The 23421-nt window shown below is 72.0% G+C and carries 23 protein-coding genes; 20 read left to right on the top strand and 3 right to left on the bottom strand.

The window, feature by feature from the left end:
* The first annotated feature begins 1 nt into the window (after nt 1).
* The 5 genes from ilvN (at nt 2) to OG389_RS36030 (ending at nt 6314) form a co-directional block, all read left to right on the top strand.
* On the top strand, nt 2-562 hold the full coding sequence (gene ilvN, locus OG389_RS36050) for an acetolactate synthase small subunit (RefSeq protein ID WP_328304516.1): 561 nt from the start codon (nt 2-4) through the stop codon (nt 560-562).
* A 69-nt stretch (nt 563-631) separates the two neighbouring features.
* Nucleotides 632-1624: a ketol-acid reductoisomerase gene (ilvC, locus tag OG389_RS36045; RefSeq protein ID WP_328304514.1), complete on the top strand. Its 993-nt coding sequence runs from the start codon at nt 632-634 to the stop codon at nt 1622-1624.
* Entirely contained in the window at nt 1621-3306 is a 1686-nt protein-coding gene (locus OG389_RS36040; protein ID WP_328304512.1) for an AMP-binding protein, read from the top strand. Before ilvC ends, OG389_RS36040 begins: the two co-directional genes overlap by 4 nt.
* Before the next feature lie 239 nt (nt 3307-3545).
* Nucleotides 3546-4763 carry a cytochrome P450 gene (locus OG389_RS36035; protein WP_328304510.1) on the top strand — a complete coding sequence of 406 codons (1218 nt, stop codon included), beginning with the start codon at nt 3546-3548 and terminating at the stop codon, nt 4761-4763.
* Between the two features lie 84 nt (nt 4764-4847).
* Nucleotides 4848-6314 (top strand): MFS transporter, encoded by a 1467-nt coding sequence (locus OG389_RS36030; RefSeq protein WP_328304508.1) that lies wholly within the window; start codon nt 4848-4850, stop codon nt 6312-6314.
* 207 nt (nt 6315-6521) lie between these two features.
* Here the strand turns inward: OG389_RS36030 and OG389_RS36025 are convergent, their stop codons facing one another.
* Nucleotides 6522-7229, bottom strand: coding sequence for a DsbA family oxidoreductase (locus tag OG389_RS36025; RefSeq protein WP_328304506.1), 708 nt, complete (start codon nt 7227-7229; stop codon nt 6522-6524).
* Between the two features lie 161 nt (nt 7230-7390).
* Complete coding sequence (locus tag OG389_RS36020) at nt 7391-8392, bottom strand: ScbA/BarX family gamma-butyrolactone biosynthesis protein (protein WP_328304504.1); 1002 nt, start codon at nt 8390-8392, stop codon at nt 7391-7393.
* A gap of 580 nt (nt 8393-8972) precedes the next feature.
* Here OG389_RS36020 and OG389_RS36015 point away from each other — a divergent pair.
* Nucleotides 8973-9140: a hypothetical protein gene (locus OG389_RS36015; protein ID WP_328304503.1), complete on the top strand. Its 168-nt coding sequence runs from the start codon at nt 8973-8975 to the stop codon at nt 9138-9140.
* A gap of 139 nt (nt 9141-9279) precedes the next feature.
* Here the strand turns inward: OG389_RS36015 and OG389_RS36010 are convergent, their stop codons facing one another.
* Entirely contained in the window at nt 9280-10296 is a 1017-nt protein-coding gene (locus tag OG389_RS36010) for a helix-turn-helix transcriptional regulator (RefSeq protein WP_328304502.1), read from the bottom strand.
* A 310-nt stretch (nt 10297-10606) separates the two neighbouring features.
* Between OG389_RS36010 and OG389_RS36005 the strand changes: the two genes are divergently transcribed.
* From OG389_RS36005 to lanKC, 14 genes are all read left to right on the top strand, one after another.
* Nucleotides 10607-10813: a hypothetical protein gene (locus OG389_RS36005; RefSeq protein ID WP_328304500.1), complete on the top strand. Its 207-nt coding sequence runs from the start codon at nt 10607-10609 to the stop codon at nt 10811-10813.
* Nucleotides 10814-10982: 169 nt separating this feature from the next.
* The gene (locus OG389_RS36000; RefSeq protein WP_328304498.1) at nt 10983-11969 is read left to right on the top strand and encodes an LLM class flavin-dependent oxidoreductase; all 987 of its coding nucleotides are present in this window, start codon (nt 10983-10985) and stop codon (nt 11967-11969) included.
* A gap of 185 nt (nt 11970-12154) precedes the next feature.
* Nucleotides 12155-13237 (top strand): daptide biosynthesis RiPP recognition protein, encoded by a 1083-nt coding sequence (mpaB, locus tag OG389_RS35995; RefSeq protein WP_328304496.1) that lies wholly within the window; start codon nt 12155-12157, stop codon nt 13235-13237.
* Nucleotides 13237-14064 (top strand): daptide-type RiPP biosynthesis methyltransferase, encoded by an 828-nt coding sequence (mpaM, locus tag OG389_RS35990; protein ID WP_328304494.1) that lies wholly within the window; start codon nt 13237-13239, stop codon nt 14062-14064. Before mpaB ends, mpaM begins: the two co-directional genes overlap by 1 nt.
* The gene (gene mpaD, locus OG389_RS35985; protein WP_328304492.1) at nt 14064-15368 is read left to right on the top strand and encodes a daptide-type RiPP biosynthesis aminotransferase; all 1305 of its coding nucleotides are present in this window, start codon (nt 14064-14066) and stop codon (nt 15366-15368) included. The genes mpaM and mpaD overlap by 1 nt, the downstream gene beginning before the upstream one ends.
* The gene (gene mpaC / locus OG389_RS35980; protein WP_328304490.1) at nt 15365-16567 is read left to right on the top strand and encodes a daptide-type RiPP biosynthesis dehydogenase; all 1203 of its coding nucleotides are present in this window, start codon (nt 15365-15367) and stop codon (nt 16565-16567) included. The genes mpaD and mpaC overlap by 4 nt, the downstream gene beginning before the upstream one ends.
* A gap of 82 nt (nt 16568-16649) precedes the next feature.
* The gene (locus OG389_RS35975; protein WP_328304488.1) at nt 16650-16796 is read left to right on the top strand and encodes a daptide-type RiPP; all 147 of its coding nucleotides are present in this window, start codon (nt 16650-16652) and stop codon (nt 16794-16796) included.
* A gap of 73 nt (nt 16797-16869) precedes the next feature.
* Nucleotides 16870-17016: a daptide-type RiPP gene (locus tag OG389_RS35970; protein WP_328304486.1), complete on the top strand. Its 147-nt coding sequence runs from the start codon at nt 16870-16872 to the stop codon at nt 17014-17016.
* Nucleotides 17017-17068: 52 nt separating this feature from the next.
* Complete coding sequence (locus tag OG389_RS35965) at nt 17069-17218, top strand: daptide-type RiPP (protein WP_328304484.1); 150 nt, start codon at nt 17069-17071, stop codon at nt 17216-17218.
* A 70-nt stretch (nt 17219-17288) separates the two neighbouring features.
* Nucleotides 17289-17438, top strand: a complete 150-nt coding sequence (locus tag OG389_RS35960; RefSeq protein ID WP_328304482.1) for a daptide-type RiPP — start codon at nt 17289-17291, stop codon at nt 17436-17438.
* 162 nt (nt 17439-17600) lie between these two features.
* Nucleotides 17601-18407 (top strand): ABC transporter ATP-binding protein, encoded by an 807-nt coding sequence (locus tag OG389_RS35955; protein WP_328304480.1) that lies wholly within the window; start codon nt 17601-17603, stop codon nt 18405-18407.
* Nucleotides 18400-19140: an ABC transporter permease gene (locus OG389_RS35950; RefSeq protein ID WP_328304478.1), complete on the top strand. Its 741-nt coding sequence runs from the start codon at nt 18400-18402 to the stop codon at nt 19138-19140. The genes OG389_RS35955 and OG389_RS35950 overlap by 8 nt, the downstream gene beginning before the upstream one ends.
* A gap of 98 nt (nt 19141-19238) precedes the next feature.
* Nucleotides 19239-20882 (top strand): daptide biosynthesis intramembrane metalloprotease, encoded by a 1644-nt coding sequence (gene mpaP / locus OG389_RS35945; protein WP_328304476.1) that lies wholly within the window; start codon nt 19239-19241, stop codon nt 20880-20882.
* 32 nt (nt 20883-20914) lie between these two features.
* Nucleotides 20915-23398 (top strand): class III lanthionine synthetase LanKC, encoded by a 2484-nt coding sequence (lanKC, locus tag OG389_RS35940; protein WP_328304474.1) that lies wholly within the window; start codon nt 20915-20917, stop codon nt 23396-23398.
* The last annotated feature ends 23 nt before the right edge of the window (nt 23399-23421 follow it).

Below are 23421 nucleotides of genomic sequence, written 5' to 3'. Positions count from 1 at the left end.
CATGTCCACCAAGCACACGCTCTCCGTCCTGGTGGAGAACACGCCCGGCATCCTCGCCCGGATCGCCGCGCTGTTCTCCCGCCGGGGCTTCAACCTCGACTCCGTGTCCGAGGGGACCACCCAGGACCCCGGCATCTCGCGGCTCACCATCGTGGTGGACGCCGAGGTCTGCCCGAAGGAGCAGGTCGTCAAGCAGATCGGCAAGCTGGTCAACGTCCTCAAGGTCGTCGACTTCGAACCCGGCTCGGCCATCACCACCGAGATCGCCCTGCTGAAGGTGCGTGCCGACAACCGGACGCGCTCGCAGATCGTCGAGATCGTCCAGCTGTTCCGCGCCAGGATCGTCGACGTCGTGCCCGAGTCCGTCACCATCGAGGCCACCGGCACCACCGACAGGCTGGCCGCCCTCCTGAACATGCTGCGGCCGTACGGCATCAAGGAGCTGGTCCAGTCCGGCACCGTCGCCATCGGGCGCGGCGCCCGCAGCGCCCTGGACTCGACCGCACAGGACCCCACCGCGCTGCACGGCATCGGGCCCGGCCCCTGGCGGGCCACCGCGTGACGCGACACGGCAGCACGCCCCGTCGCCGACCCCACCCCATCCACCACATGACCTCAAGGAGAGTTTCCAGTGGCCGAGCTGTTCTACGAGAACGACGCCGACCTGTCCATCATCCAGGGCCGTAAGGTCGCGGTCATCGGTTACGGCAGCCAGGGCCACGCCCACGCGCTGTCGCTGCGTGACTCCGGCGTCGACGTCGTCGTCGGCCTGCACGAGGGCTCGAAGTCCAAGGCGAAGGCGGAGGAGCAGGGCTTGAAGGTCCTGTCGGTCGCGGAGGCCGCGGCCTGGGCGAACGTGATCATGATCCTGACCCCGGACCCGCTCCAGGCCGAGATCTACGCCGCCTCGATCGAGTCGCATCTGGAGGAGGGCGACGCGCTCTTCTTCGGTCACGGTTTCAATGTTCGTTACGGGTTCATCAAGCCCCCGGCGAACGTGGATGTCGCGCTGGTCGCGCCGAAGGGTCCGGGTCACCTGGTGCGCCGCCAGTACGAGGAGGGCCGTGGTGTGCCCTGCATCGCCGCGGTGGAGCAGGACTTCACCGGTTCCGCGTTCCAGCTGGCGCTGTCGTACGCGGCGGGTATCGGTGGTACGCGTGCGGGTGTCATCAAGACCACGTTCACGGAGGAGACCGAGACCGATCTGTTCGGTGAGCAGGCTGTGCTGTGTGGTGGTGCGTCGGCGCTGGTGAAGGCTGGTTTCGAGACGCTGACCGAGGCCGGTTACCAGCCGGAGATCGCGTACTTCGAGTGCCTGCACGAGCTGAAGCTGATCGTGGACCTGATGTATGAGGGTGGTCTGGAGAAGATGCGCTGGTCGGTCTCGGAGACCGCTGAGTGGGGTGACTACATCACCGGTCCCCGGATCATCACCGATGCCACGAAGGCCGAGATGAAGAAGGTCCTCGCGGAGATCCAGAGCGGTGAGTTCGCCAACACCTGGATGGCCGAGTACAAGGCGGGTCTGCCCAAGTACAACGCGTACAAGAGCGCGGACGAGGCCCACCTGCTGGAGACCACCGGCAAGAAGCTCCGCAAGCTGATGAGCTGGGTCGAGGCGTGAGCGAGAACAGCGCCACGCGGGAGTTCCGGGCCGCCCGGGACTTCCTGCTGAGCCACCGGGAGGATCCGGAGGCGGCGTACGAGGGCTTCGTCTGGCCCCGGCCCGCACACTTCAACTGGGCGCTGGACTGGTTCGACGTGATCGCCGAGGGCAACGGGCGCACCGCCCTGCACATCGTGGAAGAGGACGGCAGCCGCAGCCGCCACTCCTTCGCCCGGCTGTCAGAGCGCTCCGACCAGGTCGCCGGCTGGCTGCGCGCCCAGGGCGTGCGGGCCGGCGACCGGATCCTGGTCATGCTCGGCAACCAGGTCGAACTGTGGGAGACGGCGCTCGCCGCGATGAAGCTGCGCGCCGTACTCACCCCGGCGACCCCGCAGCTCGGCCCGGTCGACCTGCGCGACCGCATCGAGCGGGGCGGGGTCGGGCACGTGATCGTACGGGCCGCGGACCGGGCGAAGTTCGACGAGGTCCCCGGCTCCTACACGCGGATCGTGGTGGGCGGCGGGCGGGCGGAGCGGGACGCGGGGTGGGTGGCGTACGACCGGTCGCACGAGCATGCCGGGAGCTTCGAGCCCGACGGACCGACGCACGCCGACGACCCCCTGATGCTCTACTTCACCTCGGGCACCACCTCGCGGCCCAAGCTCGTCGAGCACACCCACGTCTCCTACCCCGTCGGCCACTTGTCGACGATGTACTGGATCGGACTGCGGCCCGGCGACGTCCACCTGAACATCTCCTCGCCGGGCTGGGCCAAGCACGCCTGGTCCAGCCTGTTCGCACCGTGGAACGCCGGGGCCACCGTCTTCGTCTTCAACTACGAGCGCTTCGACGCCGCCCGCCTGATGGCCGAGATGGACGGGGCGGGCGTCACGAGCTTCTGCGCCCCGCCCACCGTCTGGCGCATGCTCATCCAGGCCGACCTCACCCAGCTGCGCACCCCGCCGCGCGAGGCCGTCGGTGCGGGAGAGCCGCTCAACCCCGAGGTCATCGAGCGGGTCAGGGCCGCCTGGGGAGTGACGGTGCGCGACGGGTACGGGCAGACCGAGATGAGCCTGGCCATCGGCAACTTCCCCGGCCGGCCGCTCACGCCCGGCTCCATGGGCCGGCCCGCCCCCGGCTTCCGCGTCACCCTCCTCGACCCGGTGACGGGCGAGCCGGCCGACGAGGGGGAGATCTGCCTCGACCTCTCCGCCCGCCCGGTCGGCCTGATGGCCGGCTACCACGGTGATCCGGAGCGCACCGCGCGGGCCATGGCCGGGGGCCTCTACCGCACCGGGGACATCGGCTCGCGGGACGCGGACGGGTGCATCACGTACCTCGGCCGCGACGACGACGTGTTCAAGGCCAGCGACTACAAGATCTCCCCCTTCGAGCTGGAGAGCGCGCTCCTCGAACACCCGGCGGTGGCCGAGGCGGCCGTGGTCCCCGCCCCGGACGAGCTGCGGCTCGCGGTGCCGAAGGCGTACGTCGTACTCACCGACGGCTGGGAGCCGGGGCCGGACACCGCGAAGCTGCTCTTCGCGCACTCGCGGGCGGTGCTCGCGCCCTACAAGCGGCTGCGCCGCCTGGAGTTCGGGGCGCTGCCCAAGACGGTGTCGGGCAAGATCCGCCGGATCGAGCTGCGCGAGGCGACGGCCGCCGGTTCCCCAGCGGAGTACCGCGAGGAGAACTGCCGCTGACGGCGGCGCAACCGGGCGCCCCGAATCAGGTGCGCTTTTGGCAAGTTGCCAAGGTCTCCCGGGGCCCGCTCCGGGACCGGAAATACCGAACGGTAGCTATGTAATCTCGCCGTTAGCCGCGCCCGGTCCAGCGGGTCCACCGCTCCGCCCGGTCCATCCGGTCCCTCCGGTGCGCCGCCCGGGCCACTTAGCGCGCCGGACCCCCTCCACCCCCCGACCCATCCCAAGGACGGTTAGACATGTCAGCGGAAACCCTTTCCGTACCGGCGTCCCCCTCGGCCTCGTTCATCAACGTCATCGACCCCGAGTTCCGCTTCGACTCCCCCCAGGTGGCCTCGGCCCAGGCGGAGAACTGGTACGCCGAGAGCCCGCTGGGGATGCTCGTCCTGCGCCACGCCGAGGCCCAGGAACTCGTACGGGACAACCGGCTGACCCACAACGGCACGGGCTTCATGGCGCAGAACGGCATCGTGGACGGCCCGGTCTACGACTGGTTCGTGAACGGGCTGGTCAACCAGGACGGCGACAGCCACCGCCGGATGCGCTCCCTGGTCAGCCGGGCGTTCACCCCGCGCATGCTGGAGAACCTGCGCCCGCTCATCCGGGAGGCGAGCGAGCGCCTCGCGGACGAGATCGCGGCCACCGGCGAGTGCGACTTCTTCGAAGCCTTCGCCGACGCCCTCCCGCTGACCGTCATGACCCAGCTGCTCGGCGTGCCGGCCGAGGACTTCCCCACGTTCAGCAAGTGGAGCTCGGAGATCGGCCTGGTCTTCAGCCTGGCGCTCGGCGGCGACATACCGGGGCGGGTGGAGGCCGCCGTGGTCGGGCTGTACGAGTACGTGGAAGCCCTGATGGCCGACAAGGCGGCCACCCCCACCGACGACCTCATCTCCGCACTGGTCACCGCCCAGCGGGAGGACGCCGTCGTCAGCCACGAGGAACTGAAGAACCTCATCGTCACGATGGTGTTCGCGGCGCACGACACCACTCGTCTCCAGCTCGCCAACGCCCTGGTCACCTTCGCCGAGCACCCCGACCAGTGGACCCTGCTCGCGGAGCGCCCCGAGCTCGCGCCCCGCGCGGTCGAAGAGGTCATGCGCTGGCGCCCGTCGTCCAACGCCGTCTACCGCTACGCCGCCGAGGACATCGAGTTCCGGGGCCAGCGGATCCCCGAGGGCACGATGTTCATGATCGGTGTGCAGGCCGTGCAGCGCGATCCGCTGGCCTACCCCGGCGGTGACGTCTTCGACATCACGGTGGACCGCAAAACACCGGTGATGCAGTTCGGCGGAGGCCCGCACTACTGCATGGGCGCCCCGCTCGCCCGCATGGAAATCACCGAGGCACTGCCCGCGCTGGCCCGCCGACTGGGGGTGCCGTCCCTCGCCGGCCCCGTCACCTGGCGCCCGGCCATCGGGATCACCGGACCGAACGAGCTGCAGCTGCGCTTCGGCTGAACCGGCGGTCCCGGGCGCACCCCCGCCCACCCACAGGCGCCCCTCTCCACAACGTGACGCACTGTCAAATCTAGGAGTTCCCTTATGACCACGGCAACGCCGGCCAAGAAGAGGACGGCACTCGTCCTGTTCCTGCTGGCCTTCTCACAATTCATCATCAGCGTGGACTACAACATCGTCTACGTGGCCCTGCCCGACATCGGCGAGGACCTGGGCTTCTCCGCCCAGTCCCTCCAGTGGGTCGTCTCCGCCTACGCCGTGGCCTTCGGCGGTCTGCTGCTCTTCGGCGGCCGCGCGGTCGACCGGCTCGGCGCCCGCCGCCTGCTCATCGCCGGCCTGGGCTTCTACGCCGTCGCCTCGCTCGCCGGCGGTTTCGCCACGAACCAGGGCCTCCTGATCGCCGCCCGCCTCGTCCAGGGCCTCGGCGGCGCGCTCCTCTTCCCGGCCGTCCTCGCCCTGATCGCCACCTCCTTCGAGGGCGCCCAGCGCAACAAGGCCTTCGCTGTCTGGGGCTCCGCCGGCTCGCTCGGCCTCGCGGCCGGCGCGCTGCTCGGCGGCGTGCTGACCGACCTGGCGTCCTGGCGCTGGGTGTTCTTCATCAACATCCCGCTCGCCCTGATCATCCTCATCCCCGCCCCGAAGGCCATCCGCCCGGACGGTCCCGCCAACTTCTCCAGCGGCTTCGACCTGCCCGCGGCGCTGCTGTCCACCGTCGGTGTCTCCGCGATCGTGACCGGCCTGGTCACCGGCCCGGAGAAGGGCTGGGGCGACAGCCTCACCCTCGGCGCGCTCGTCCTCGGCGCGGTGCTGCTGATCGCCTTCTTCATCACCGAATCCAAGACGCGCAACCCCCTGATGCCGCTGCGGCTGCTGAAGAACCGTCCGCTCGTCGTCGCCATGTCCGTGCTCTTCGTCTTCCAGACGGCCCTCGCGGGTGCGTACTACGTCTTCACCACCTACGTGCAGCCCGTCCTCGGCTACAGCCCGATCCAGGCCGGCCTCGCCTTCCTGCCGCTGACCCTGGTGTCGATCATCGGCGCCGGCAAGCTCGCCCCGAAGTTCATGGAGCGCTTCGGCATGCGCGCCACCCTGTCGACCGGCATGGTCGTCAACGGCATCGGCATCGCGCTGACCATCCTCGGGATGTCCACCGGCGGATCCTTCTACGCCCTGCTGCCCGGCTCCATCGTGTGGGGCATCGGCGGCGGACTCGTCTTCGTCTCCGTCTTCGCCTCCGCCAGCTCCGGCGTCACCGCCGAGGAGCAGGGCGTGGCCGGCGCCATGGCCTCCACCTCGCAGCAGATCGGCGGCGCGGTCGGCCTCGCCGTGCTCGTCGCCATCGCCAACTCCACCTTCTCCGGCACCTACGCCGAGGCCGCCAAGAGCGACATCCTCGACGGCCTGCAGCTCGCCGGTCTGATCGGTGCGGGGCTGCTGGTCCTGGGCGGCATCCTCGCGCTCGCCCTGAAGAAGGACAACCCCGCGGCGACCGCCGCCGTGGAGAGCGCCACCGAAGCCGCGGACAAGGAGCCGCAGCACGCGATCGGCTGATCCGGCCTCCGGCCGCCACCTGCGGCCTGCCCCACCGCGGACCGGGCGCCATGTGCCGTCGTCACCCCCACGGGACGACCGGGACATGGCGCCCACCGTTGTCCTCCCGCCGCCGGACAAGCGAAAGGGGCGCCTTCCCGCCCGTGGCCCGCCGCTGGATGTTCGCGGCGGGCCACGGGCGGGAAGGCGCCCCCCGGCGCCCCCGGCTCAGTGCGGTACCGGGCAGCCGTCCGGACCGCAGACGTGGGCACCCGTACCGGCCCCGACCACCTGCAGCGGCGGCCGGCTCTCCCACGCCTGGGCGAGGGCCCGGGTGAAGGCCTCGGCGGGCTGGGCGCCGGAGACGCCGATCTTGCGGTCGAGCACGAAGAACGGCACGCCCTGCGCGCCCAGTTCCGCGGCCTCGCGCTCGTCGGCCCGTACGTCGGCGGCGTAGGCCGCGGGATCGGCGAGGACCGCCCGGGCCGCGCCGGCGTCGAGACCCGCCTCGACGGCGAGCGCCACCAGCCGCTCGTCGTCGAAGACGGAGGTCTCCTCGGCGAAGTTCGCCCGGTACAGGAGCTTCACCAGCTCGTGCTGGCGGCCCTGGGCCTTGGCGAAGTGCAGCAGCCGGTGGATGTCGAAGGTGCCGCCGTGGTCCCGGCCCATGACATACGGGAGCCCCTCGCCCGCGGACTGCCGGGTGAGGTTCTTCTCGTTGGCCAGTGCCTGGGACTCGGTCCAGCCCTTGCCCCTCATGAACACCTTGACGATGGGCTCGACATCGCCCTTGGCACGCCCGGGCTCCAGCTCGAAGGACCGGTGCACCACCTCCACCTCCTCCCGGTGCGGGAAGGCTGCCAGGGCCTTTTCGAAGCGGGCCTGGGCGACGTAGCACCACGGGCAGGTGATGTCCGACCAGATCTCAACGCGCATGAGTGCGGCTTCCTCTCGGATAACGGAGTGGACGGAGCGCGGAGCACTCCTGCCGCATCCAACTGGGAAAAACAGGTGATCCTTCCCCTGCGCGGACCACCTGTGCACCCCTTCGCGGCTGGCCGGGCGCGTACCTCGCGCCCACCTCCCGCACGGGCCCGCTAGGCGGACCGGTCGTGCACGCCGACGGCGCTCGGTCTGGGCTCACTGGTGGCCACCGCGGTGAACAGGACCTGGTCGTGCTGGAGGGCCGTGACCCGTGCGGTCGTCCGGCCGGAGGCATCCTCGCGGATGTCCGTGGCCTCGATCCAGCAGGGGGCGTCGAGTTCCGCGTACCGGGTGAAGACGGTGTCGAGGCCCACGAGGACGCCGCGCCGCGGATAGCTGATGGCGTGCATGGCCTGGCGCACCGCTTCGAGGAGCAGCATGCCGGGGGCGTGGTCGACCGGGTGGTCGAACAGCACCGGGTGGTCCGTGTCGGTCCGCAGCTGCCAGCGGTACGGCTCGTCGGCCGGGGACAGCACCACGTCCAGGAAACGGTCGCGGCCGGCCCGTACGGGTACGACGGGCGGCGGGACGGCGATGGCACGGGCGATCGCCTCGGCGGGATCGGAACTGCCGGCGCGCAGACGCCGGTAGATCGCCGGCGCGTTGCTGGTGAACCGCGCCGTGGCGGTGCCCAGCGTGGCGCCGTCACGGATGACGGCGACCTGCATGGTCAGCGCGGACAGCCCATTCCTGCGGCGGGTGATGTCGTGGCAGGCGATGCGCAGTTCGACATCGGCCGGGGTGGCCCCGACCACGAGGGCCGCGGTGTCCACCTCGTAGCTGAAGAACTCCCAGATCAGGTGGTGCCCGAACGGTACGTCGTAGGCGACGTGGGAGAGCAGCGGAATGGTCTGGCGAACGGTTTCGGCGAGCAGCAGCGGATCGTACAGCCCGTCGTCGCTGCTGTAGAAGGCATGGGCGCGGGGCCACTGCGCGGCGACGACGAACGTGTCCTCGTCCACCTTCCGCCAGTCCGACAGCAGGACTTCGGCCTGAGCTGCCTTGTGCACGTAGCGTCGCGGAATGACGGAGTCCAGCACTATGGGCGCGGGCGGCGACTCCGTCAGGACGGCCAGCCGTAACGGCTGTCGTGTCCGGACGGTGTTCGCGGGCACGGTGGCATGGCCGGATCGATATGTATTGAGCACCTAGTTCTCCCCAGGAACGTCGCGTGCAGACCGGAACGTGTCCGCGCGCTGGGCGGCGTCGTCGAGGATTAAAATATAGGACGTTCGTTTTGTTTGTCGAGCAAAAAGCGAGCGCCGACCGAGCCGCCGGCTGCCGGGACGTGACTCCTCGAGGAGTCCGTACTTCCAGGTGTGGGCCCGGAGTTCAGGGCAAAACGGTGCGATCGGTCCCGCGTCGAAGGGTGAGTACGCGGGGGCGTGCACGGGATTGTCCGGTGCCCGTCGCCGTCCGCCGGGGGGCCGGAATTCCGGAACCGGAAGGGCGCCGGAACCGCCTCCGGGGCGGTGCGGCGCCCGGGTGCCCGTGGCGCGATCCGTGCGGGGCGCCGGAACGGAATGTGGCGAGATCCGGCTGCCGCGGCGTCAGCGGCACGGCCAGCGGCTCCCGTTCGGGCGCGCAGCATGCTGCGAGGCGCCGTGCAGGATGCTGCACCCGTACTGGCTCCGGACGCCGGGTCGGCGCTGTCAGAGTGGAATGGCCATCCCCACTTCCGAAGGAGCCACCACCATGGCCCAGACCCAGAAGAACCCGCTCGCCCTGACGACCGGTCTGCTGATCGCCCTCCTGGCCTCGTCCACCGTCCTGTTCGACGGCACGACCCGGTACGTGGTCATGGGCGTGCTCGCCGTCGGTGTGCTCTCCTGCGCCCGTGCGCTCCAGCGGTCGCGCTCGTAACCGTGGCCTTCTTAAGCGCGGTCCGCGGCGGGGCGACACCCCCGCCGGGGACCGCATGCCCGCCCGCACGCCCGCGGACCGCATGCCCGCCCGCCGCGGGCCCGCGGACCGCGTGCTCACCGGGCCGCGGCCGCCCGGCTCAGATCCACCCGCGCTCCCGCGCCAGTAGCGCCGCATGGAACCGGTTCGAGGCATCCAGCCGGTGCATCAGCGTCGCCACGTACTTGCGGTACGTCCGCACCGAGATCCCCACGTCCCGCGCCCCGTTCTCGTCCTTGTCGGCGGTGCACAGCGACTCCAGGATCCGGCGCTCCAGCTCGGTCGGGCGCTCGCCCGAGACGGCCGGCCCGTCCTCGTCGGCCGGAGCCGGTATTTCCCGGGCCTGCGCCCACATCCGCTCGAAGAGCGACACCAGCGTGGTGACCAGACCCGGTTCACGGGTCAGGAGCGCTCCCCGGCTGCTGTTCGACGGGTCGATCGGCGTCAGCGCCGCCGCCCGGTCGAAGATGAGGATGCGCTCGAGGTCGAGGCGGGAGATCCGTACCTCCGCGCCCTTGCCGGCCAGCTCCCGCAGGTACGCCATCGTGGCCGGATCGTCCAGCGCCGCCGCCCCGAACAGGCTGCGCATCCGGATTCCGCGCCGCAGGATGCGGGCGTCGGCGGGCCGGCTGGTCTCGATGGTCTCCGGCCGCATCACCCCCGAGGGCCAGGTGGTCATGCCCTCCGAGCGGCTGAAGAAGGTCAGCTCGTCGATGGCGGCCCGTACCTGTTCGATGCCCACCAGACGCTCCATCGGCGGCCGGTCGGCTCCCGCGATGGCGTCCGAGGCCGTCGAGACGTCCCGCTCCGCGAGCAGCGAGGCCACGATCGCGTCCGCGGCCGCCTTGCTCTCCAGGTCCTGCCGGATCCGGGTCAGCCGGGCTTCGATGAGGTGCTGCACGGCCATGGCCGGACTGACCGGGCGCAGCAGCCCGTCGGTCATCGCCGCGAGGCCGAGACCCGTGGCCCGTTCCTGGAGGACGTGCACCGCTTCCTCGTCCAAGTCGGCGTGACGCACGAGCTGTTCGGGTCCGGCGCCGCCGCTCCTGAGCAGGACACGGTAGAAGCGTTCATCCTCCGGATCGATGTCGAGAAACGCCAGATCCGGTTCCGCCATGGATTCCCCCCAACGCAGCAGCCTGTCACTAGATGGCCTAGATCTACCTGTTACCCCGGGTTGAGGCTACGGCAATGATCCATTCCGCTTGTGGGCTTCGGAGGCGGCCGGCGCCGGGCCGGTGCCGGACCGGTGCAGTAAGTGCCCTCGGGCAGCGCAGCAAGCTGCGCGCCACAGCCCTCGAACGAAGGGTTTTCGAACGGCAGAGTTGTGGTCACAAGGAGCCGCCGGGAGATAAAACCGGAGGCCACCGGAGCCGGGCTGGAAATACGCCGGATCCGGGCCGGACCGCACACGAGGGGGAACCACCATGATGAAGCGCCTCACCGTCACTCTCGCCGCCGCCGCCCTTCTCGGCCTGGTGGGTGCCGGCACTGCGAACGCTGACGCTCCGGTCCCTTCTCCCGCTCCGGCTCCCGCCCCCTCCAGCCAGGTCTGCCTGCCGATTCCCGCCGGTCTCCCGCTCCCCGACGTCTGCGTGGTCATCCCGGGCCGCGACACCTTCAACTGGGACTGAGGGCCGGCCTCCGGTCCCTGAAGGGAAAGGTCATCCAAATGATCTTCTTCCCCGGGAATTCGAATCCGGACGACCTCCACGATATTCGATCTTCATAATTCTTGATCTTCAATCGACCGGCTCCCGGGAAACGAACTCCCGGCCCCCGAGCACAAGGAGAGAAAGTCCGATGACCGCCTACTCGGTGCTCGTCCCCTTCGTCCCGAGCCGCCCCGAGCAGGTCCTGCCCTTCGCCGGGCTCGTCCACTGGACCGGGGCCGAACGTCTCTGGCAGGGACAGAGCCTGGTCACCGAGACCCACCAGGCCTTCGCCCACGCCGCCGGCGCCGGGTTCCGGGTCCCCGCCGGGCTCGGAGTGACCCTGATGCCGCTGCGCCATCCCACGGAGGCCGCCCTCCAGGCACGTTCCCTCTCGCTGATGACGGGACAGCCGGTCCTGGCCGGATACGGCCCGGGAGCCCCCGCGGTACAGAAGGCGCTGCTCGGCGCCCCGTACCGCAGCCCCCTCACCGCCGCCCGCCAGTACCTGACCGCCGTACGCGCCGCCCTCGACGGTACGGACACGGTCCTGGCGGGGGAGTACGTGCACCAGGAGGCGCTGCTTCCCCCGGTGCCCGGACCGCCCGTCGAGATCGGACTCGGTGTCCTGCGGCCCGGAATGGCGCGAGTGGCCGGCGAGGTGGCCGACGCGGCGATCTGCTGGCTCACCCCCGCCCGCTACCTGGCGGAGACGATCGTGCCCGAGGTCCGCAAGAGCGCCGAGAGCGCGGACCGGCCGGCGCCCAAGGTGGTGGCCATGGTGCCGATCGCCCTGGCGGCGCCCGACCGTGACCCCGTACGCCTCGCCCTCGCCTCCAACCGGCACCACCTGAAGGCACCGCACTACCAGGACATGCTCAGGCGCGGTGGCGTCGAACTCCCGGCCCCCTCGGGTTCGGAAGCGGACGACGAGAGCGCGCGGGGCGCGGCACTGGTCGCCGGCGACGCCTTCCTCTACGGAGGGCCGGACGAACTCCTCGCCAAGCTCGAAGCCTTCCGTGAGGCGGGCGCCGACGAGATCGTCCTCAACGTCACCGGTGTGGCCCAGCTCTACGGCGCCCAGGCCGCGAGCCGCGAACTGCGCACCCTGCTCACGGTCCTCGGACTCGCCTCCTGATCCCGGCGGCTCCCTGCCGCCCCACGACTTCCGGCCGGCCGGCCGATCCCCGGCCGATCCCCGGCCGATCCGCTTCCCGCACCGCATCCTGCACCGCTTCCCGCACCGCTTCCGCTCCGCGCAGTGCGGCGCCCGCGTCCCGCTCACGTCCCGTGTCCCCTCCCAAGCTCACGTTAGGCATGTTCATGACACTCACTTCGGTCAAGGCCCACGCCTTGCAGTGGGGCACCGGACGCCCCCTGGCCGCACTCGCCCCCCGCCCGCCGTTCACCGCGACGGTCGTCCTGGAGGACGCCGCCCACCTCGACGCCCTGCTGGGCAGCGGAGTGGCCGGCCCCGGCACCGTCGTCCTCGTCCCCGGTGACGAGCCGACCGCCGAGCCGCAGCCCCACGAGGCCACCGGCGCCCAGGTCATCGTCTGGCAGGGCTCGCTGGGCGAACCCGGCGCGGAAGCCGGCCTGCACCCCGACTTCTACCTCCAGGTCCAGGCCTACTCGATCACCCCCTACCTCTCCGTCCTGGGCCCGACCCTGGTCCGCATCGTCGAGGAAGCCGACTTCCAGGCCTTCCTGGAGGACGCCGACCGGGCCCTGCGGGACGGCGCGTTCTCCGAGTTCCTGACCCACCCCTCGGTCCAGCTCGCCGACCTCGGAGCCCTCGGCGGCAACGGCCGCGGCGACGGCCCGTCGCTGCGCCTCTACGTCGCCGCCGACGGCGCCGTCAGCGTCGCCCCCGGCGCCGCCCCGCTCGGCCCCGTCGGCACCCCGGCGGCCGAACTGCACCGGGCCTGGGAGGACTCCGCCGGCGCACTGGCCGGCGTACTCGACGAGGACCTGCGCCGCGAACAGCTCGCCGCCCGCCCCTGGATCGCCCGCTACCTGGCCGCCGTCGGCGCCATCCGCGAAGCCGTCACCCGAGGCCTGGAACACCCCCGCGTCTCCGGCTTCGGCGGCCGCCTCGTCCCCGCCCTCGCCGAGGTCGCCGACCCCCAGGACGCCTCCGGCGACAGCCCCGTCCTGCTCTTCAACGAGGAGCAGGCCCTGATCCACGACCCCGGGGACCGCCGCACCATCGCCCTGTCCCCCGACGCCGCCCAGGCCGCCGAAGCCCTCCTGGTCACCGGCTCCGCCCAGGCCGCCGCCGACTACGCCGACCCGGCCACCGTCGACGCCGTCGCCGCCTACTTCTCCGGCATCGGACTGCCCCTGACCGAGTCCGCCGCCCCCCGCACCACCACCCCCGACGCCACGGAAGGAGCGACCAACTGATGGGTGCCATGCTGCTCAGCCCCGCCGCCGCGGGCACCGGCCTCACCGGCCGCGCCGCCGAGGCCGTCGCCGAACTGGGCGACCGGGCCGTCCTGTGCGACCTCTACGACGAGGCCGGCGCCCCCGTCTACCACGACATCGCCGGCACCACCCCGCACGAGGTCCGCGAACTCCTCTCCACCCTGCGCCGCGTACCCGGCCCGGTCCTCGACCTCGCCGCCGGCTCCGGCCGCCTGACCTTCCCCTTCCTGGCCCTCGGCCGCGAGGTCACCGCCCTCGAACTCTCCGGCCACATGATCGGACTGCTCCGGGAGCGCCTCGCCGCCACCCCGGCCTCCCTCCAAGGCCGCTGCACCCCCGTCCAGGCCGACATGAGCGACTTCTCGCTCGGCCGCCGCTTCGGCGCCGTCGTCCTCGGTACCACCTCCATCTCCCTGCTCCCGGCGGAGGCCCGACCCGGCCTCTACCGGTGCGTACGGGAACACCTGGCGCCCGGCGGCAGGTTCCTCCTCACCACCGTCGAGGTCGACGCGGCCGACGACGGCACCGACGAGAGCGAGATCCTCGCCCCCGGCGAGATCACCGGCCGCTCCTACCGGATGATCGAACAGTGGACCTCGGGCAACAGCTCCCGCACGGTCACCGTCATCCCCGCGGACCCGCCGGCCGAAGGCCCCGTACACGTCGCGACCACCACCATCGGCGTGATGCCCGCACCCCTGCTGGTCGCCGAGCTCGAAGCCGCCGGCTTCGCCATCCGCTCCACCACGCCCATCCCGGGCGGCGGCCGCCACCACGACGTCCTCCTGGAAACCGAGGCCCTGTGATGACCACCGCCCTCCACGACCTCGCGGCCCACGACCAGGGCGAGCAGCCGGACCACCCCGCCCTGTGGACCTCGCTCCTGCCGCCCTCCGCCCACGGCGACGACAGCATCTGCGCCGTCTCCGCCGAGGGGATGTACGTACGGTTCGCCGACGGAAGCGAACTCCTCGACGGCGACTCGGGCCTGTGGAACGCCAACCTCGGCCACGGCAACCGGCACATCGCCGAGGCCTGCCACCAGGCCCTCCTGGACGCCTCCTACCTCAGCGTGTTCCGCTACGAACACACCTACGCCCGGCGCGCCGCCGAGGCCCTGGTGGAGCTCTGCGGAACCGACCACTTCGCCCGGGTCCTCTTCTCCACCTCCGGAGGAGCCGCCAACGACCTGGTCATGAAGACCGCCCGGCACTACCACGCCCTGCGCGGCGCCGAGAAGCGGAAGATCATCGTGGGACTGCGCGGCAGCTACCACGGCCTGACCTTCGGCGGCTTCGCCCTCACCGGCGAGAACCTCGGCCAGCAGGTCTACGGGGTCGACCAGCGCCTGGTGCGCCACGTCACCCCCAACGACCCCGCCGACATCGAGAAGCTGATGCGGGTCCAGGGCTCACAGATCGCCGCCGTGGTCGTCGAACCCGTCCTCGGCAGCGGGGCCGTCCCCCTCACGGACGAGTACCTCCAGACCCTGTTCCGGCTCCGCGCGGAACACGGATTCCTCATCGCCGCCGACGAGGTGGCCACCGGATTCGGCCGCACCGGATCGATGTTCGCCTCCCAGCGGTGGCGCGAACGCCCCGACCTGCTGGTCACCTCCAAGGGGCTGACCAACGGCACCTGCGCGGCCGCCGCCGTCATCGTCTCCCGGACGATCGCCGACGCCTTCCGCGAAGCCGATGCCACCCTCACCCACGGCGAGACCCAGGCCGGCACCCCCGTCACCTGCGCCGCGATCATCGCCACCATCGAGGAGATGCGCCGCCTGGACGCGGTCGCCCAGGGCCGGCGCGCCGCCGAGACCCTCGGCGCCCACCTGGACCGGCTCGTCACCCGACACCCCCTCTTCGAAGCCAACGACGGCATCGGCCTCTTCCGCTCCCTGCGGATCCGCACCGCGGGCGGCGAACCACTGCCGCAGGCCCGGGTCCTCGACCAGATCGCCGCCATCCGCGCGGCGGGCGCCATCGTCCACGCCGGCGTCCACGGCATCCAGATCATGCCGCCGCTCACCGCGACGGACGCCGAGATCGACGCACTCGTGGAAGCCGTCCGCACGGGCGTCGAGACCTTCGCGGGAGGACTGCGGTGAACATCGCCTGGTCCGGTTCCACCCGGCTGCTCATCGGCCCCGAAGGGCTCGGCGACTGGCTGGCCGGCTTCGCCGACGCCCGTCCGGCAGACGGGAGCCCCGTCACCGCCCTGCTCCTCGACCCGGCCGTCGCGAAAGCCCGTATCACCGCCCTGGTGACCGCGGAACTGGACCGGGCGGGACACACCGTCCTCACCGTCGTCCCCGACGGAGACGGAGGACCGGACGAGATCCTCGCCCTGGCCCGCGCCACCGCCCACGCCGGCCTCATCGCCGTCATCGGCGGCGGAGCCCTCCTCGACCGGGCCAAGCTGCTGGCCGTCGCCCACGAGGACGAGCGGGTCCGCGCGGCCCTGCGCACCACCGGCCGCAGCGGACTGCTCACCCTGGATCCGCGCACCCGCCGCACCCGCCCGCTGCTGGCCGTACCCACCACGGTCGGCACCGGATCCGAGCTCAGCCGGGTCGCCTGCCTGCCGCACAACAGCGGCAAACGGCTCGTCATGAGCGACGCCCTCGCCCCCGACGCGGCCCTGATCGACCCGGCCGCCACCGAGACCCTGCCCGGCGAGCTGTTGATCGAAGGAGCCCTCGAAGCGGTGTTCCGCACCGTCGGCCCCTACGTCGGCAACCTGACCGACCGCGCCGTCGAGGACGCCCTCGCCCAGACCGCCGCCACCCAGCTGGTCCGCCTCGGCGGAGCACTGGCCCGGCAACTGGCCGACGGACAGGCCCCCGACGCCACGCTGCGCACCGACCTGGCACGGCTGAGCGGGCTGACCCAGTCCACCTGGCTCTGCTACGGCCGGGACCTGTTCAGCACCGAGGGCTGGATGATCGCCAACGAACTCTCCAGCGCCCTGGGCATCCGCAAGATGACCGCCGTCGCGGCCATCCTGCCGGCCCTGTGGCGGGCCGTGCTCGCCGGTGACACCCGGCTCGGCTCCGCCGCCCGTCTACGGGGGATCTGGGAACTGCTCCGCTCGGCCGACAGCAGCGGCGACCCGCTGCCCGCCGAGCCGGTAGCAGGCATCACCGCCCTGATGGACCGCTGGGGCATCGCCCGCGACATCGCCGTCACCCCGCACCTGCTCGACGCGGTGGCCCGCAAGACCGTACGGGCCTGGGGCGCGGGACTCCCGATGCTGGGCGGCCTGCGCGCGGCCGATGTCAACGCCCTGCTCACCGAAGCGGCCTGATCCTCCACGCCGCACCCACAGACTTCCGCGCCGACCCGGCGCGGGGACCGCACCACCCGTCTCTCAAGAAAAGGAAGCCGTCATGGACAACACGTCTCAGAACGTCGCCGCCGATGTGAACCACCTGGAGCTCGGTCTGCAGGAGCTCGAGGTCATGGAGGCCCCGGGCTGGTGGACGACCGGTGGCGTCGTCGTCGGCATCTCCCTCGTCTCGGTGGTCATGACCTGATCCTTCCCGGATCAGCGCACCGCCCGCCCCACCCGCACTACTCATCGCTCATCCCTCAGGAAAGGAAGTCGTCATGGACAACGCGTCCCAGAACGTCGCGGCCGATGTGAACCACCTGGAGCTCGGTCTGCAGGAGCTCGAGGTCATGGAGGCCCCGGGCTGGTGGACGACCGGCGGAGTCGTCGTCGGCATCTCGATCGTCTCGATCGTCGCCACCTGATCCAGCCCGTCGCACCAGCACGACCCACCCACCACACAGAAGGAGAACAGCCATGAGCGAGCAGAAGTTCGACAACGCCGCGGTCGCCGCGCAGGACGGCCTGGAGCTGGGCCTGCAGGAGCTCGAGGTCCTCGAGGCCCCCGGTTTCTGGGAGGGCGTCTCCATCGGCATCGCGATCTCCACGGTCACCATCGCCACCTGATCCACCCCCGAACCACCTGCACCACCCGCACTACACCTCACGCACCGTCACCACTCAGAAGGAGAACAGCATGAGCGAGCTGAAGTTCGACGACGCCGCGGTCGCCGCGCAGGACGGCCTGGAGCTGGGCCTGCAGGAGCTCGAGGTCCTCGAGGCCCCCGGTTTCTGGGAGGGCGTCTCCATCGGCATCGCGATCTCCACGGTCACCATCGCCACCTGATCCCGCCCGGGCGACCCCGCTCGCAAGTGAGCGGCGCCTGAAAGGGATCGATGCGGACCGGGCCCGGCCGGGAAACCCCCGGCCGGGGCCCGGCCCTCGGCACCACTGAACCACCCACCCACATCCGGATCACCCGGACTACGCGGAAAGGACGCGGCAGCGATGAGCAGCAGCGACCCGGCCGTCTCGTTGAACGGTCTCACCAAGACGTACAAGGGCGTGCGCGCCGTCGACGCCCTGACCGTGGACATCCGCGCCGGCCGCGTCACCGGTCTCCTGGGCCGCAACGGCGCCGGCAAGACCACCACCCTGCGGATGCTGCTGGGCCTCGCCACCCCGACCGCCGGCACCGCCACCGTCCTCGGCAAGCCGTACGCGGAACTCCCCGACGCGGCCCACCGCATCGGAGTGAGCATGGACGGCATGGGCGGCGTCCCCGGCGCCACCGTCCGCGGCGAACTGCGCATCTGGTGCACCGTGCTGGGCCTGCCCGCCACCCGCGCCGACGAGGTCATGGAGTACACGGGCCTCGACTACGCCGCCGACCGCCCGGTCAAGGGCTGCTCCACCGGCATGCGCCAGCGCCTGGCCCTGGCCACCGCGCTCCTCGCCGACCCGGAGATCCTGATCCTCGACGAGCCGGCCAACGGCCTCGACCCGGACGGCATCCGCTGGCTGCGCGCCACGCTGCGCACCCTGGCCCTCGGCGGCCGCACCGTCCTCGTCTCCAGCCACCAGCTCGCCGAGCTGGAACAGACCGTCGACGACGTCGTGATCATGCAGCACTCCCTGCGCTACGCCGGCACCCTCGACGACCTCACCGGCCACGGCGCCACGCGCCTGGAGGACCGCTTCTTCGAGCTGGTCGACCCGGCAGCCGCCGCGGCCGGCCGCAGCGCAGACACCGGCAGCGCCGACACCGGCGGCGCCGGCACCCGTACCCCGGAAAGGAACTACTCCCGTGCGTAACCTCATTGCCGGCGAAGCCCGCAAGGCACTGACCGGCCGCGCCTGGTGGTCCCTGCCGCTCGCGGGTGCCTGGCTGTGCCTGATCACCACCTTCGGATACGTCTCCGGGGGCGAGAAGGCCATCGCCGCGGGATCCACCTCCCTGGCCGTCGGCCAGGACGTAGCCCGTTCCTGGATGATGATGTTCCTGCTGGCCGGCGTCTTCGGCGCCGTCCACGTCACCCGCGACTACGCCTCCGGCACCATGGTCCGCTCCGCGCTCCTGGCCGGCTCCCGCTCCCGCCTCTTCGGCGCGAAGCTCGCCGTCGCCACCGCCGCGGGCGCCGCCTTCGGCCTGGTCGCCGCCGCCCTCGGCGCCGTGAGCGTCTACCTCGGCCCGCTGCCCTTCGGCCTGGAGGCCGCCGCCGACGGCGAGACCGCCCTGATCCTGCTCGGCGTCTTCGCCTGCTGCACCCTGGCCGCCCCCTGGGGCGCCCTCATCGGCTGGATCGTGCGCAACCAGACCGGCGCCGTGGCCACCCTGATCGGCCTCACCCTGCTCGTCGACCCGGGCCTGCAGCGGCTGGTCCCGGGAGTCGCCAAGTACCTCCTCACCATCGCGATGAGCTCCGTCTACCGGGACGTGAAGCCGGACCTGCTCTCGCTCCCCTGGGCGTACGCGGTCATCGCCGCCTGGCTCGTCGCGGCCCTCGTCGCCGGCCGGCACCTCGTCCGCACCCGCGACATCGCCTAGCGGGTGTCCGGCCACCCAGGCCCACCCGGCCACGGCCCGTCCGGCCCCGACCCACCGGACACCCCCCGCCCGCCCCCCTGATCCGAGGTGCTTCCACCATGCCCGCCAAGACTGCCACCGCACCCGATCTGGAGCGGCCCCGCACCGCCGAGGACGTGGCCGTGCGCGAACCGCTCACCGAAGACGCCCCCTGGGTGATCCAGCGCGGGGAGCACAAGCACTTCCGTACCGGCGAGGACCTGGCCCGCCTGGTGCGCCTGCTCGACGGCAGCCGTGACCACGACCAGCTCGCCGCCGAACTCGGCTCCCCCTGGACCCCCGGCCACATCGACCGCGCGGTGCGCAGCCTCGCCGACTCCGACCTCCTGGAGGACGGCACGCCCGTGAGGAAGCCGGCCCGGATCCGCTTCGCGGGCCCGCTGACCATCCAGTTCACGCTGCTGAAGCCGGAGCGGATGCTCCGCGCCATCGCCCCGCTGGTCCGCCCGCTCGGCCACCGCGCCGTCCTCGCCTCGGCCGCGGCCGTCGCCCTCCTGGGCGTACTGGTCCTCGCCGCCTGCGGAGCCGCCCTCGGCGACGCCCTGTCCCGCCCGATGCCCCTGTGGGCGTACGCCACCGTGATGCTCGGCGTGGTCCTCACCACCGCCGTCCACGAAGTGGCCCACGGAGCGGTCCTCACCCATCACGGCGGCACGCCCAGCCGGATGGGCTTCATGCTCTTCTACATGTCGCCGGCCTTCTTCTGCGACGTCTCCGACGGCTGGCGGCTGCCGAGCCCCCGCCAGCGCGTCCAGGTCGCCCTCGCCGGCATCGGCATCCAGGCCGTGGCCGCCGGGACCGCCGCCCTCGTGGCCCTCGCGGTCCCCGCCGGACCGGCCCGCGACACCCTGCTGCTGGTGGCCCTCGTCAACTACATGACCTGCCTGGTCAACCTGCTCCCGCTGGTCAAGCTCGACGGCTACATCGCCCTCATGAGTCACCTGGACATCTCCCACCTGCGGGAGAAGGCCATGACCGACGCCCGCCGCGCCATCGCCCGGGTGCTCCTCGGCGGCCGCGGCTACCAGCGCGAACTGCCCGGCCGCGGCTGGTCCGTCCCGTACGGCATCGCCTGCCTGCTCTTCCCGCTGTACCTCGTCTCCACCGCCCTGACCCTGTGGTCCGGGATCCTGCAGCGCCTGGGCATCGCCGGCTCCTGCATGATGGTCTGCGCGCTCGGCTACCTGCTCTGGCGCCTCGGCAAGGGCGCGGCCACCCTGGTCCGCGAAGCCGTACAGGCCGGAGCCCGCCCCGCCCGCATCGCCGCCGCCGGGGTGCTCGCCGCCGTCGGACTCGCCCTGGCCGCCACCCTCGTACAGATCCCCGCCACCGTCTCGGCCGGCTACACCACCGAGCGCGACGGCAGCCTCAGCCTCCTCGTCCCCCAGGGCGGCGCCGGCTTCGAACTCACCGAGGGCACGACGGTCACCCTGCGCCGCTCCGGCCTCTTCTCCCGCCCCGAGACGGGAACGGCCCGCCTCGGCGAGCCCACCGGACACGACACCCTGGCCCCGCTGACCGCCATGCTGCCGGTCGCCAGTGAGCACCCCTGGCTGGCCATGACGGCGTACCCGCTGCACCGCACCACCGCCACGCCCGCACCGAACGGGGCGGACCGCACCGGCATCGCCGAGGTCCAGGCCGGCCACCACCCACTGTGGAAGTGGTTCGCCGTCTCCTACCTCGGCCCGCTGCTCCCCTGACTTCTCCCGCACGCCGCCCCCGGAGGACCGCCATGTCCCTGCGACACGTAGCCCACTGCCCGCCCGGCACCCCCTTCTACGACCGTCCCGCCGCCATCACCGGCGCCGACGCCTTCCCACTGGCCACCGCCGACGCCCCTGCCGGGTGGACCCGTGAGCCGATGGGGGAGTGGACGGTCCTGACCCCTCCGGGACTCGAACTGCCCGGCCAGGGGTGGAAGATCCACGTGTCGGCCACCACCGGGACGGCCCCCGAGGTCCTCGACATCGTGCGCGAGTACTGCACCTCCCGCTCCCTGCTCTTCAAGTTCCTCACCAGCCCCTCGATGCTGATGCTGCGCAACAGCAAGTACGGGGACCGGGGCAGCAGCGGCAAGTTCATCACCCTCTACCCGCGCGACGAGGCGGAGCTGGAGACCGTACTGGTCGAGCTCGACGCCCTCCTCGAGGGCCGCCCGGGACCGGCCGTCCTCAGCGACCTGCGCTGGGGCGCGGGCCCCCTCTACGTCCGCTACGGGGGCTTCAAGCTGAAGCTGGGCCCCGGCCCGAACGGCGCCCCCGTGCCCTGCATCGAGGACCCCGACGGCAATCTGGTCCCCGACGTGCGCGGCCCCTCCTTCCGCCCGCCGGCCTGGCTGGTCCTGCCGCCCTGCGTGGTGCGGGCCCTGGCCGAACGCAACCGCGGCGGCTCCCTCGGCGACTTCCCCTTCAAGATCACGCAGGCGCTGCACTTCTCCAACGGCGGCGGCGTCTACCGCGCCACCGACACCCGCGACGGCCAGGAGGTCCTCGTCAAGGAGGGCCGCCCGCACGCCGGCCTCGACGATGCCGGCGCCGACGCCGTGGAACGCCTGCGCCGCGAGCACGACGCGATGGCGGCCCTCGACGGACTGCCCTGGTTCCCGCGGGTCCTGGACTGGCGCCGCGGCGCCGAACACTGGTTCCTGACCCGGGAGTTCGTCGACGGCAACGCCCTGACCAAGGAGACCGCCGAGCGCAACCCGCTGCTCCACCCGGTCACCGCCCGCGACACCGCCATGCCCGTGGCCGAGTACACCGCCTGGGCCCTGGACGTCCTCGACCGCATCGAGGCCGCCGTCACCGCCATGCACCAACGCGGGCTGGTCTTCGGCGACCTGCACCCCAACAACGTCCTGATCCGCCCCGACGGCAGCATCGCCTTCATCGACCTGGAGACCACCCTCCCCATCGACGGCCACACCGGCCAGGCCATCGGCGCCCCCGGATTCTGCGCCCCCGCCGGCACCACCGGCACCGCCGTCGACCGCTACGCCCTGGGCTGCCTGCGCCTGAGCCTGTTCCTGCCGCTGACCCCGGTGATGTCCTTCACCCGCCACCGCTGCGAGGACCTGCTCGCCCAGATCACCGCCTTCTTCCCGCTCCCCGAGAGCTACGCCGACCAGGTCCGCGCCGATCTCGGCCACCCCCCGGTCCCCGCCACCGGCCCGCTGGCCACCCCCGGGCGCATCGCGAACGGCATCCTCACCTGCGCCACCCCCGAACGCGCCGACCGCCTCTTCCCCGGAGACGCCGACCAGTTCCTGTACACCGACGGCGGCCTGAACATCGCCAATGGAGCGGCCGGAGTCCTGTGGGCCCTGCGCGGCGCGGGAATCCCCGTACCCGACCAGCACCTCGACTGGCTCTCGGCCGCGGCCCGATCGGTCACCACCCCGCGCCCGGGCCTCTACGACGGGCTCGCCGGCATCGCCTGCGTCCTGCACGACTTCGGCCGCACCGACGAGGCCGCCGCCGTCCTCGACCGCGCCCACTGCCTGCTGTCCACCGCCACCCTGCGCGACGGCAGCCCCGACCGCAGCCTCTCCGGCGGCATCGCGGGCGTCGGCCTGGCCCTGCTGCACCTCGGCGAGGAGACGGCCGCGCGCGAACTCGCGGCCGCCCTCGCCAACAGCCCCACTCTGGAAGAACGCCCCGGTCTGTTGCGCGGCGCCAGCGGCGAAGCCCTGCTCCTGCTCGCCGCCGGCCGCGACGACGCCGCCCGCGTGGCCCTCGTACACGACCTCGAACTGTCCCGGCAGCCACTGCCCACCCCCTGGCACCGGGTCCAGCTCGCCCACGGCGGAGCCGGACAGGCCATCGCCGTCCACCACTACCTCGCCGCGCACCGGGACCCGTACCTCACCGCCGTCCACGACGCCCTGCTGACCGACCTCACCTCGCAGTTCCACCCCGCCTGCGGCCTGTTCACCGGCCGCGCGGGCGCCCTGGCCGCCCTCACCTGCACCGACGACGGGTCCGCGGCCACCGCCCGGGCCATCGCCGACCTGCGCTCCGGCCTCGAACCCTTCGCGGTGGCCCACGAGAACGACGACACGGCCACCGGCTTCCTGGGCGACCACCTGCTGCGCCTGTCCACGGACCTGGCCACCGGTTCGGCCGGCGTGCTGGCCGCCCTGACCGCGCCCCGCACGGCGGTCCTGCCCTACCTGCCCCTGACGGCCCCGGCCGAGGCACCCGTACCGACCGCCCACTGAGGCCTGAGACCCGAGGAGCCCGG

This window comes from Streptomyces sp. NBC_00435 (genome assembly GCF_036014235.1).
Lineage (GTDB): Bacteria > Actinomycetota > Actinomycetes > Streptomycetales > Streptomycetaceae > Streptomyces.
The sequence above is the reverse complement of the archived record's forward strand: the minus strand, read 5'-3'. Positions and strand labels throughout refer to the sequence as shown.